The organism is Streptomyces odontomachi, assembly GCF_024435355.1.
GTDB classification, from domain to species: Bacteria; Actinomycetota; Actinomycetes; order Streptomycetales; family Streptomycetaceae; genus Streptomyces; species Streptomyces odontomachi.
Map to the genome: position 1 here is coordinate 1 of NZ_JAMJWG010000023.1, position 12,079 is coordinate 12,079.

Genomic DNA, 12,079 nt, shown 5'->3' on the forward strand with positions numbered 1-12,079 from the left:
CTGCGTTTTACGGCGAGGTCTGCGGCGGGTGGATCCACGGGCATGGCGTGCCGTCGGCTCGGGGAAATCAGGTTGCCTCGGTCCGCCGATGCGCGGACGATCGGCCTATGGATCACGTCGTACGTATCGTCCTTCCGGAGGAATGGCCCGCGCTCAGGCAGTTGCGGCTTGCCGCACTACAGGATCCGGCCGCGCCGGTCGCGTTTCTGGAGTCCTACGAGGATGCGGCCGAGCAACCTGACGCCTTCTGGATGCAGCGAGCGTTCCGGGGCGCAGCGGAGGACTCAGGCGTACGACAGTTCGTGGCGGAGGCACCCGATGGTGGCCTGTCAGGGTCCGTGACCGTGATCGTGGAAGAACCAGGTGCCGCGACGCCGTTCGGAGGCCAGGTCCAGCAGCGTCAGGCCCAAGTGGTCGGGGTGTACGTGCGGCCTGAGTACCGCGGGGGCGGGCTCATAGAGGCGCTGTTGGAGGCCGCGTTGGAGTGGTCCTGGACGCTACGGGACGTGGCACGGGTACGGCTCTTCGTCCACGAGCGCAACGCCCGTGCGGAGGCTGCGTACCGCAAGGCCGGATTCGCCCGAACGGGGGTGACCTCGCCGATGCCGGGCGGCAGTTCCGGCCAGGAGGTCGAGATGGTGGTGGAGCGGCCCTGACCAGGGCACTATCCCTCCACAGCGGTCTTGGAGCGCTCCTGAGCCCTACTAGAGCGGCAGGTTCGCGTGGGGCCAGCGAGTACGGGCCTGTTCGCGGGAGCGGAGCAGAACGAGGGTCGGCATGCCCCGGTCGGTGCCGGTGCCGGTGCCGGTGCCGGTGGCGAGCAGGGCTGGCAGCTGGGGCAGGGGGGCGACCGCTGCCACGTCTTCGAGGACGAGGGTGAGTGGTGGGTCGAGCCGACCGGAGGATGACCGTTCGGCCATGCGCCGGCCGTGCTCGACCACGCTTGATGCCAGTGCGGTCAGCAATGGCATGGCTCCTGGGCGGGATTTGGGGTCCTCGACGGCCTCACCCACCAGATAGAGCGTGCCCCCTTCCGTGAGGAAGGAATCCAACGTTGCCGTGTCGGCTCTGTTGGGTGTGCATGCGTCCCGGATGTGGACGGAGGACAGTGCGGACAGGGCGCGCGCGGTCAGTTCCTGGGCGATGTCGCGCCGCTCGGGGTGCGCGGTGAGCGCGGCCTCCAGCTCGCCGGCGGTGCCCGAGGCGGCCTTGGGATGGCTGCGTAGCGTCCGTACCGCGTCCTGGACCTGCGTCCCCTGCGCCCAGCGGTGCACATGGCGGAACTGGCGGCCGTCCACTGCTGCGGCGTGCAGGAAGCAGCGCAGCAGGGTTTCCGCGGTGTCGGCCACCGCGGTGTCGATCTTCGCGGTGGGGCGTACGGGGGCGAGCAGTGCCCTCGCCCGCTCGGCGGCGGTGTCGCGGTCCGTGCATCCGGCGCTCGGTGACCAGTGCAGCCGGGCCGGGGTGTCGCAGCGGTGGGTCGGGTCGTAGAGGAGCACGGGCCCGAGCTTGGCCCGGGCGTCCTTGGTCTGGACCCAGATGCTGGGATCGGACGTGATGACGAGGGCGGGGCCCGTCGCGTCCGCCACGGCCTGAACGGCGATCGGGCGTCGGGCGTCCGGAGTGCCGATGAAGACGGAGGGCTGGGTGCCCAGGTCGTGTGAGGGAGTTGGTGCGCCGGGGGCGTGCGGGAATGGCGTGCGTGGGGACGGCAGCGGGAAGCCGGCGAGTCCGGCGGAGGGGTCTGCTGCCGGCTGCTCCTTGGCCAGGCTCGGGCCGTCGCCCAGTGTTCTGGCTGATGTGTCCGGAGCCGTTGGAGAAGCGTCAACCGTTGCCTGGGCGGCCGTTGCGGGCACGGGTGCCGCGTCTTGGGCGGGGGCCGGCGAGGTGTCCGGGGTTTTCGCCGGGACGTCGGCTGTGGGGGAGGCGTGTGCCGGCGCGGTCGGGTCGGTGGGCGCCGGTGTCGGTTGCTGGGCCGGGGCGTCCACGGTCTTGCTTGTCCGCCCGAGCGCTTCTGCTTCCGGGGTTGCCGCTCGGCCCGGTACCCGGCGGCCGGCGTGCGCCGTGCGCCGTTGGAGGGCTCGGTGGGCACGCCAGCGGGCCAGGGTGCCGATGGCGAAGATCACCAGGACGAACAGCACCATCAGCTGTCCGATGAACAGGCCCCACAGCAGGCCGTAGCCCGAGAGCTGGGCGCGGGGGGTCTGGGGCCAGGCGCCCGGCACGTCGTGCGGGTGGGCTATGAGGTGGTGCATGGCCAGGGGCGTGTGGGAGAACGAGACGCCGGTGGGCCAGGAGCCGTGTGCGAGGAGGCCGGCGAGTCCGGTGGAGGTCCACACCAGCATGGCCGTGCCCAGGAGGAAGGCGAGGAGGCCCACCAGGAGGCCGTCCGGGATCCCTCCAGGGCTGCCGCCGCCCCGCGTACGCGGCGCGAGCCCCGGCGCGCGGTGACCTGCTCCACGCCGGTCGGGGTCTTCCTCGCCGTAAGCACCGTCGTAGGCGCCGGAGCGGTCGTCGTAACCCTCCTGTCGCCCGCGCTGCCCGTACGCGCCGCTGTGGTCTCCGATCGGGCCCGGTCCGTCCACCGGGCCGCCGTCCCCGTTGCGCCGTGGCATGTCAGGCCACCGTCGATTCCGACTCGTCGGTGAGTCGCTGTTCGACGAAGGCGGCTGCGCGCTGCTCTGCCTCCCGTTCGGCGGCTCTCAGGGCGTCGTCCTCGTGGACGCTACTCGCGGACTCGGTCATGGCGCGGTCGGTGAAGACGAGGGGGCGCTCGGACTCGGTGACGAGGTGTTTGACGACCTGGACGTTGCCGTTCACGTCCCAGACGGCGATGCCCGGGGTGAGGGTGGGGATGATCTCGACGGCCCACCGGGGCAGGCCGAGGACACGGCCTGTGGCGCGGGCCTCGTCGGCCTTCTGGGCGTAGATGGTGCGGGTGGAGGCCATCTTGAGGATGGCGGCCGCTTCTTTCGCTGCGGCGCCGTCGACGACGTCGGACAGGTGGTGCACGACCGCGACGAACGACAGGCCGAGGCGGCGGCCGAACTTGAGGAGGCGCTGGAACAACTGGGCCACGAAGGGCGAGTTGATGATGTGCCAGGCCTCTTCGACGAGGAAGATGCGCTTCTTGCGGTCCGGGCGGATCCAGGTGTGCTCCAGCCACACGCCGACGATCGCCATCAGGATCGGCATGGCGATCGAGTTGCGGTCGATGTGCGAGAGGTCGAAGACGATCAGCGGGGCGTCCAGGTCGATGCCGACGGTGGTGGGTCCGTCGAACATGCCGCGCAGGTCGCCGTCGACGAGCCGGTCGAGGACGAGGGCGACGTCCAGGCCCCAGGCGCGGACGTCGTCCAGGGCGACGTTCATCGCCTCGGCGGACTCCGGCTTGGGGTGGCGCAGCTGCTCGACGATGTCGGTGAGGACGGGCTGGCGGTCGGTGATCTGCGTGTTGACGTAGGCGTGGGCGACCTTGAGGGCGAAGCCGGAGCGTTCGTCCAGGCCGTGGCCCATGGCGACTTCGATGATGGTGCGCAGCAGCGCCAGCTGGCCGGTGGAGGTGATGGACGGGTCGAGGGGGTTGAGGCGGATGCCGGTGTCCAGGGCGGCCGTGGGGTCGAGCCGGATGGGGGTGATGCCCATCTCCTGGGCGACCAGGTTCCATTCGCCGACGCCGTCTTCGCCCTGGGCGTCGAGCACGACGACCTGGCGGTCGCGGAAGCGCAGCTGGCGTAGGACGTAGGTCTTCTCCAGGGCCGACTTGCCGTTGCCCGACTCGCCGAGGACGAGCCAGTGGGGGGCGGGTAGCTGCTGGCCGTAGAGCTGGAAGGGGTCGTAGATGTAGCCCTTGCCCGAGTACACCTCGCGGCCGATGATCACGCCGGAGTCGCCCAGGCCGGGGGCGGCCGTGGGGAGGTAGACGGCCTGGGCCTGGCCGGTCGAGGTGCGCACGGGGAGCCGGGTCGTCTCCACCTTCCCGAACAGGAAGGCGGTGAACGCATCCGTGAGCACCGAGAGTGGATCCCGCATCGCCATCACCACATCAGCCCCTGCTCACCTCTCGTCACCTTTCTTGCCTGCCCGTCCGTCGCATCCCGTACGCCGCCCGGCGCTTGAGCGCCCGCCGTGCTCCGTGCCTTCGCTGCCATGCGCCGTCTGGTGCGCCCACCCTCCCCCACTGCCATGAGGGCGTGGGAGGTACCCCCATCCCACCACCACCCTCAACGGAGCTTCGCGCCCCTTCGAGCCCCGCTGCCCTTCGCGGGGTGCGCCGTGGGCGCTCACCACTGGAGTTGGTCCAGCGTCGGCCGGTTAACGGCGGATTCCGGTCGCAAAGGGCAGCGTATTGACGAAGGCGCGGTGGTGTTCGCGGTCGCACCACTCCAGCTTCAGATACGACTTGCCGGCCGAGGCCCTGATCGTGCGCTTGTCTCGGGCCAGGGCTTCGGGGGAGCGGGCGGAGACGGTGATGTACCCGACCAGGTTGACGCCGGCGGCGCCGCTGGCGAGGTCTTCGCCGCGCTGGTCGAGCCGTGAGTGGGCGGCGACGTCGCGGGGGTCGACCGTGCGGTTCATCTTTGCGGCGCGGCTTGCCTCCGCCACGTCGTTGGTCTTTTCGGTGAGCATCCTTTCGATGGCGACCTCGGTGGGTTCCAGGTCCATTGTGACAGCGACGGTCCTGATCACGTCGGGAGTGTGGACAAGCAGCGGGGCGAGGAAGTTGACGCCGACCGGCGTCATCGGCCACTCCTTGACCCAGGCGGTGGCGTGGCACCAGGGCCTGCGGGTGGCCGACTCGCGGGTCTTGGCCTGGAGGTAGGTGGGCTCGACCGCGTCGAGTTCGGCGGGCCAGGCGTTGCGCTGGGACATCGCCTGGATGTGGTCGATGGGGTGGTCGGGGTCGTACATGGAGTGCACGAGCGAGGCGAGGCGGCTCTGTCCGAGTGGTTGGCGGACGCGGATGTCGGCTTCCTGGAGGCGTGAGCAGATGTCGGTGAGCTCGCGGGCCATGACGATGGCGAGGCCGGCGTCGCGGTCGACGCGGCGGGTGCCCTTGGGGCGGGCGGCGCGGGCCAGGGCCTGTGCTTCGGCGGCCAGTTCGCGGGTGTAGTGCATGCAGGCGACCAGGTAGGCGCGGTGTTGCTCGCTGCTGGTGGAGACCATCGACTGCAACTGGTCGTAGGACTGCTGGAGCCAGCGGGGTGAGCGGTCGTCGCCGCGCTGGGCGACGTCCTTGGCGTGGGCGTCGGGGTCGGCGGGCAGGGTGCGGGCGAGCATCTGGAGGCGGGTGACGAAGCCGTCGCCGTTGGCCACGTGTTTCAGCAGGGTGCCGAAGCGGTCGACGAGGGCTTCCTGGTCCTCCGAGTCGCGCAGGCCCACGCCGGGGCCTTCGATCTCGATGGCGGCGGTGACGGTGCGCCGGTCGGCGTGCAGCAGGACGGCGATCTCGTCGGGGCCGAAGGGTGCGGCGAGCCAGCTGATGCGGCCGATGCCGGGCGGCGGGCCGATCTCGACCTCGCGTCCGTCGAACCGGGTGCCGGCTTCCATGGCGCTCGAACGGTAGGCGGTGCCCTGCCGGAGCAGCCTTCGGTAACTGCGGTTGATTTCGTACCACCTGTAGAAGGTGCGGTGCCGGTAGGGCACGTAGACGGCTGCGAGGGCGAGCAGTGGGAAGCCCATGAGGAGCACGATGCGCACCGGGAGTACGGGGACCAGCAGCCCGCACATCATGCCGAGGAACGCGCCTCCGATGATCAGGGCGATCTCGCCGGTCTCCCTGTTGCGGCCGACGATCGCGTTGGGGCGGGCGCGGCCGATGAGATAGGTGCGGCGTGGCGAGATGGCGTGGGACATGTGGGAGACATGACCCAAATGCGACGCGGAGTCGGTGCTCAACGCCCCTCACCTCCTGCGGTGGGCTTGCTGCCGCCGCCGCGGTTGGTGGCGTGCGGGGTGTTCACGGGGTTGCTGCGGGGTGTGGCGCCGCCCGCGCCGCCTCCGCTGTCCGATGCCGGTGTGCGGCCTGCGTGCGCGGCGACGCCGCCGCTGGCCGGGTTGGCGGGCGCCGGGCCCTGGCCGCCACCTCCGCCCCCTGCCCCGGCGTCGTCCCTGCCGCGGGCGCTGTGCGTCTTGATGCCCTGGGAGACGAGGGCGGCGGGTGAGCTGATGACGGCGGCGGCGCGGTTCTCGGCGCCCTGGTGGATGCGGTTGTTGCGGGTGTTGGCGATCTCGTCGCCGAAGCCGGGCACGAAGCGGTAGATCACGGCGCTGGCGAAGATCGCGAGCAGGATGATGGAGAGTCCGGAGACGACGGCGGAGAAGGCGCCGGGGCCGTCCTTGGATGCGCTCAGTGCGCCGGCGAGGCCGAGCACGATCACGATGATGGGCTTCACCAGGATGACGGCGATCATGATGCCGGCCCAGCGGCGTACGTGCCCCCACATGTTCTTGTCGACGAGGCCGGCGTAGACGACGGTGCCGAGGAGGGCTCCTACGTACAGCAGGGCGGCTCTGATGACGAGTTCGAGCCAGAGGATGCCGGCGGCCAGGATCGACACCAGGGAGACGACGATCAGCATGATCGGGCCGCCGCCGATGTCGTTGCCTTTGGAGAGCGCTTCGGAGAAGGAGCCGAAGAACACGTCGGTCTGCCCGCCGGTGGCCTTGGCGAGTACGTCGGTGACGCTGTCCGTGGCCGAGACGACGGTGTACAGGACCAGGGGGGTGAACGCGGAGGCGAGCACCGTCAGCCAAAGGAAGCCGATGGCTTCGGTGAGGGCGGTGCCCAGCGGCACGCCGCGTACCGCGCGCTTGGCGACGGCCAGCAGCCACAGCAGCAGTGTCAGGATCGTCGAGGCGGCGAAGACGACGGCGTACTGGCGTAGGAACGTCTGGTTGGTGAAGTCGACGTTGGCGGTGTCCTTGACGATCTTGCTGAGTTCGTCGATCGTCCAGGAGGCGGCGTCCGCGCAGGCCTTGGCGAGCGACGAGAGCGGGTCCAGGGGGGTGTCGGTGGTGGGGGGCTTCTGGGTGCCCTTGTCGCCGCTCTCGCAGAAGTCCTTGGCGGGGCCCTTGATGAGCCGGCAGGGGTCCTCGGTGGTGTCCGGGTCGGGCTTGGCGACGGCGCGGGTCGCCAGGAGCACTGCGGCTGTCTGGACGAGGGTGCAGACGGCGGTGAGTTTCAGCGCGCGGCGGCTAACGGGCATACGTGAACCCTCCGTACCCTTCGACCGCCTTGGCGATCTCGTCGGAACTGGACGCCCGGTCGTCGCCCGGCACCGGGGCCGGGCCGTCCTGCTGGGAGTGGGTGATGATCTTCCAGTCGCCGGAGGTCCACGTGAGCGTCATCCTGATCGTGAACCAACTGTCCGTCACGGGTGTGGTCGAGCGTTCCCCGGCGAGCCCGACGAGCCCGCTGCACCACACCGACACGGTCGCCTGGTCCTGGTGGAACGAGGTCGTCCTGGTGCCGATCGGGGTGGTGCGGGAGACGAACGTGTAGCCCTGGGGTGACGAACCGTCCTCCTTGAGGCCCACGCTCTTGTTCAGCTCCGGGGTGTACGCCTTGTCGAGGTCGGTCTTGAAGGCGTCGACGCGGGACGGGGCGACGATGGTGTCGAGGATGGTGTCCCGGGCGCTCTTGGCGAACATGTCGGCGGAGCCGAGCGCCACCGCGTAGTTCGCGGCCGCGCTCTGGGCCCCTTGCTCGTCGTGGCCGAATCCCGAGGGGATGCCGGCGGTGCTCTTGGCGCCGACCGGTTGCCGGCCGCTTGCCGCCGTGGCGGAGGTTCCTGGCTTGCCGTCGCCGCCGTCCGTGCCGGAGGCGGAACCGGAGTCGCTGCCACCGCGGTTCGCGAACGCGATCGCTGCGATGAGGACCACCATGACGCCGACGACCGTGACGAGGCTTCGTGAGCTGCGCCCGCCACCGCGGCCGGGGCGCCGGGCGCTGCCGTACGGCCCGTCGTCGTCCGGGAGCCGGGTGCGGGTCTGCCGTGTGGTGGTGTCGGGGCGCCCGCCGCCGCGGCCTGTGCGGCCGCCGGGTCCGCCGCGGCCGGGGTCGCCGTATCCGCGGTCGCCCCCGTACCCGTGGTCGTCCTGGCTCATGCCGCGTACGCTCCCTCGTCCTCGTGCCGGCCCGCGTGCGGGGCCGCTTCGTACGACGGTAGTGGCCGTGCTGGTGTCCGCGTGGGTGCGGTGGGATGACTCGACATCAGGGGGACGCAACCTAAGACGGTGGGCACGACGGATAGGTGTGACGGTGGGGATTCAGGGGCCGGGTGGTGCCGGTGAGTGAGGTCGGGTGGGGTTGCGGGAGTACGGGTGAGTCGGGGACGGCCATGGAATGTCGGTGGGAACGGGGACATCGGGACGACGACGGCATGGGGAACGTCGGGACGAAGGCTGACGACTTGGTCGGGGCGGCCCGGTGCGAGGGCGGGCTGCGGATGCCTGGCCCGCCGGGGCGCCGGGGTCTCGGCCGCTAGACCGCCATGCCGTACACGATCGTGAAGAGCGTGCCGAGCGAACCGATGATGAAGACTCCGGTCAGACCCGCGATGATCAGGCCCTTGCCCTGTTCCGCGCTGAAGGTGTCGCGCAGCGCCGTGGCGCCGATGCGCTGCTTGGCCGCGCCCCAGATCGCAATGGCGAGGCAGAGCAGGATGGCGACGGCCATCACGACCTCGACCATCACCCGTGCCTCGTTGCCCAGGGTCCCGAAGGGGCCCCAGTCCGGGGCGATCCCGCCGATGATGGTGGAGATGTCGCCCTTGTCGGCTGCCATAAGCATGTAACTCACCGCCCCTGTTCGGGTAGTACGCGTGCTCGTAGTGCTTCCGTCGGTTGCGGCGGTCGGTGGTGCCGTGACTGCCGCTGTGGGTGCTGCTGTCGGTACCTTCCTACCCCTGCGGCTGAGCAGAGGTCACTTTCATTCTCGCCGACAATGATGCCTGTCGATGCCTCCGCGGCGATGCCGCTTGGCGGGTTTCGTACGGACCCACAAGGGGGCGGGGGGCTCCGTGGGCTGATTCATCGTCTGTCGTGACTGCTTCTCAGGCTGCTGGGAGCGGTGTTCGGTGTGCTTTGAACGAGGTCTCATGGAAGCCGCTGAACGAAGCGATGGAAGCGGCGGGCGGCGGGCTCCCCAGGGAGGGTGCTCCCCGGGGAGGCCGCCGCCCGCCGCCTCTGGTGAAGGACGGTTACGCGCTTCCGCTGCCGCCGGAGCCGCCCGTGCCGTAGGTCTGCACGACGTAGGCGCACTCCGTGTAGGTGTAGCCGGGTTCGAGCTTGGCGGTGTCGGTGCCGTTGCTCGACGTGCCTTCGGCGGTCTTGTGGAGGAAGTACGTGGTGCCCACGGGCAGGTAGATCGTCTTGGACGGGTAGTGCGTGCCGCTGTCCTTGCAGGCGGACAGGGCGGCCAGGCTCTCGCTGCCGTAGGTGGAGCAGCTGCCGCACGCACCGAGCGTGAAGCTGCCGGTGACCGGGCCGGTGTAGAGGATCTCGATCTCGTCGGGGCTGTCATTGCTGACGGTGACGGCGATGCTGCCGCCGGAGCCGGCACGGGGCAGGTGCTTGCCCGCCGCGGGGACGTCCTGGGCGATCTCCGCGGCGATCGCGATCCGCTTGGCGCTGGCCCGGTTCTTGTCGTGTTTGTACTGGTCCATGAAGTCGTTCATGGTGGACAGGGCGCTGTCGAAGTCGCCGTCCCGGTACTGGTCGACTCCGCAGGCGTAGGTGCCGGACTGCACCTTCTGGTCGGCCCGGTCGGCGTCCTTGGAGAGCGCGTCGGCCACTCCGGCCTTGTCGCCGGGGAGTTGCGAAGCCTGGCTGCTCAGGGTGCGCAGCCGGTCGTTGGCGGCGCAGGGCTCGTCGCCCTTGAGGTCCTTGGCGACCGAGTCGATGGCCGCGCTGACGGCCGGCTCGACCTTCGCGGCCTGCGGGGACTTCGGGAACGTGGTCAGGAGTTCGGCGAGGTTGCCGCCCTCGGTGTCGGACTGCTTGTCGTAGCCGAGGTCGTCGAGGCCGCACTCGTAGAGGGAGGTGGCGAGCCGGTCGTCGGGCCAGGTGGTGAGGGAGCCGAGGCGCTGCTTGTCGATGCTGTCGGGCACGGTGCGCAGGTACTTCAGGGGCGCCACCGCGTCGCAGTACTTCTTCTGGGCGTAGGGCGTGGCGACCGTCGTGTAGTACGCCTTCAGGCTGTCCGGTACGCGGTGGCCGGCGCGTGAGTCGGCGTGGTGGGCGTCGAGATCGTGGTAGGTCGCCAGGGCTTTGCGGTACCGGGACTCGGATGTGCTGAATGGCTCATTCTTTGCTGCCTGGACGAGCCGATCGGCCGTGTCGAGGCGGTCTTCGAGGGCTTGTTCGATGGCTTCGTCCCGGGCGTTGCCGTACAGGACGGCTCCCGAGGCGGGCACGGCGAGCAGGACGATGCCGAGCACCAGGGCGAGCGGTGCCTGTGGCGGCCAGGACAGCGGGCTGCGCAGCCCGCGGAACGCGCCGTGCGCGGCGGCGAGCGCCAGGAAGGCGAGGTACAGCGAGAGGGTGCCGGTGGAGACGCCGTCCGGATCGGCGGGCAGCGCGGCGAGCAGCAGGAGTGCCGTCGCGATCCAGCAGACGACCATGGCGAGCCAGCGCCGGACGAGGGCGTATCCGATACCGAGGCCACTGAGGTTGAGCACCGCTACGGCGATGGCCCGCAGCGGGTTCGCCGGACCCGGTGGCGGCGCGGCTGGGGCCAGGACCGCCCCGGAGGGCGTGACGAAGGGGCCGAGCGGGGTCGACGGCGGTGGTGCCGACCCGGACGGTGCGGAGAACCCCGGGGGCGTGCCGTACTGCGGGGGCGCTGCCGGTGACTCGGGGGACGGGGGCGACTGGGGTGATGCGTAGGGCCGGGATCCGTGGGGCTGGGATCCGTAGGGCTGGGATCCGTAGGGCTGCGGTGCGGGTGGCTGGTCGGGTGCCGGAGCGGACGAGGGCGGGGTCGCCGGCGGATGTGCGGGCGGGGGTGGCGTGCCCTCTGTGCCCTGTCGGTCCTGCTGCGGCTGGTCCCAGGCCATCGCGTCTCCCCCCGCTCGCGGACGACGCGCGAGGCGCGCGTCCCCCCCTGCACTGTGCCCCGCCGTGGAAACCCACGGCTGACCTGCCCGGTACGCGCGGGCTCACAGTATTTTGACAGGATTATTTTATCCGGATGTGTCGGTGCTCCGGATCCGTTTTCTCTGGCGAATCGGCCGGTTCGGCACGGTGACGTCGACGGGACAGGGGTACCAGGAGCCGGGCGGGACCCGTCCCGAGGATCCGGCCGGCCGCCGTGGTGTCGCACCGGCCTCTTTCGTTCCATCGCGGCCGCCAACACCCCCTGCGGAGCGCCGCCTTGCTGCCCGTCGAACCGTTCCGGGCCGGTCCGCGGGGAGTAGGGTCGGGCCGAATGACCGGCTTGAGGGAGGGGTCCCATGACGACGTCCGAACCGGTGGTCGACGCGCGGCGCATGGCGCTGCTCGTGATGGATTACCAGGTGTCCCTCGTGCCCATGCTGCCCGCGGCGGTCGGAGCCGAGGACCTGGTGCGGCGGGTGGCGGACGCGATCGGGACGGTGCGCCGGGCGGGCGGCGCCGTGGCCTACGTGCGCACGGGGCTCGTCGCGGCGGAGCGCGCGGCGGTCCCGGCCGAGAACGCGCACGTCAGGGCGTTCATCGAGCAGACGGGACCGGCCATGGACGCCGACGGCCCGGGGACCGTCATCGTCGACGCGCTGGCGCCGCAGGCGGACGACATCGTGGTGCGCAAGATCCGTGTGGGCGGCTTCTCCACCACCGACCTGCACGACCGGCTCGCCGAACGCGGCGTCACGACCCTGGTGTTGGCGGGCATCGCGACCGGCGGCGTGGTGCTCTCCACCGTCCGGGAGGCGGCCGACCGCGACTACCGTCTGCTGGTGCTGTCCGACGGCTGTGCCGACCCGGACCCGCAGGTCCACGAGACCCTCATGGAGAAGGTCTTCCCGCAGCAGGCGCAGGTGCTTCAGGTCGCGGAGCTGGCCCGGGTACTGGCCTAGCGACAGCGAAACGCCGGACG

The 12,079-nt window shown here is 70.7% G+C and carries 9 protein-coding genes; 2 read left to right on the top strand and 7 right to left on the bottom strand.

The window, feature by feature from the left end:
• The first annotated feature begins 107 nt into the window (after positions 1-107).
• Entirely contained in the window at positions 108-656 is a 549-nt protein-coding gene (locus NQO67_RS34635) for a GNAT family N-acetyltransferase (protein WP_255954397.1), read from the top strand.
• A 48-nt stretch (positions 657-704) separates the two neighbouring features.
• Here the strand turns inward: NQO67_RS34635 and NQO67_RS34640 are convergent, their stop codons facing one another.
• From NQO67_RS34640 to NQO67_RS34670, 7 genes are all read right to left on the bottom strand, one after another.
• The gene (locus NQO67_RS34640; protein WP_374119233.1) at positions 705-2,615 is read right to left on the bottom strand and encodes a type VI secretion protein; all 1,911 of its coding nucleotides are present in this window, start codon (positions 2,613-2,615) and stop codon (positions 705-707) included.
• Position 2,616: 1 nt separating this feature from the next.
• Complete coding sequence (locus tag NQO67_RS34645; RefSeq protein WP_255954398.1) at positions 2,617-4,032, bottom strand: ATP-binding protein; 1,416 nt, start codon at positions 4,030-4,032, stop codon at positions 2,617-2,619.
• 282 nt (positions 4,033-4,314) lie between these two features.
• Complete coding sequence (locus NQO67_RS34650; RefSeq protein WP_374119238.1) at positions 4,315-5,856, bottom strand: SCO6880 family protein; 1,542 nt, start codon at positions 5,854-5,856, stop codon at positions 4,315-4,317.
• Positions 5,857-5,894: 38 nt separating this feature from the next.
• Positions 5,895-7,208 (bottom strand): hypothetical protein, encoded by a 1,314-nt coding sequence (locus tag NQO67_RS34655; protein WP_255954399.1) that lies wholly within the window; start codon positions 7,206-7,208, stop codon positions 5,895-5,897.
• Positions 7,198-8,109 (bottom strand): DUF8175 domain-containg protein, encoded by a 912-nt coding sequence (locus tag NQO67_RS34660; protein WP_255954400.1) that lies wholly within the window; start codon positions 8,107-8,109, stop codon positions 7,198-7,200. Before NQO67_RS34660 ends, NQO67_RS34655 begins: the two co-directional genes overlap by 11 nt.
• A gap of 376 nt (positions 8,110-8,485) precedes the next feature.
• On the bottom strand, positions 8,486-8,794 hold the full coding sequence (locus tag NQO67_RS34665) for a DUF8827 family protein (protein ID WP_255954401.1): 309 nt from the start codon (positions 8,792-8,794) through the stop codon (positions 8,486-8,488).
• Between the two features lie 409 nt (positions 8,795-9,203).
• Positions 9,204-11,060: a hypothetical protein gene (locus NQO67_RS34670; RefSeq protein WP_255954402.1), complete on the bottom strand. Its 1,857-nt coding sequence runs from the start codon at positions 11,058-11,060 to the stop codon at positions 9,204-9,206.
• Between the two features lie 396 nt (positions 11,061-11,456).
• On the opposite strand from NQO67_RS34670, the gene NQO67_RS34675 reads away from it, so the two are divergent.
• Positions 11,457-12,059 carry a cysteine hydrolase family protein gene (locus NQO67_RS34675; RefSeq protein WP_255954403.1) on the top strand — a complete coding sequence of 201 codons (603 nt, stop codon included), beginning with the start codon at positions 11,457-11,459 and terminating at the stop codon, positions 12,057-12,059.
• The last annotated feature ends 20 nt before the right edge of the window (positions 12,060-12,079 follow it).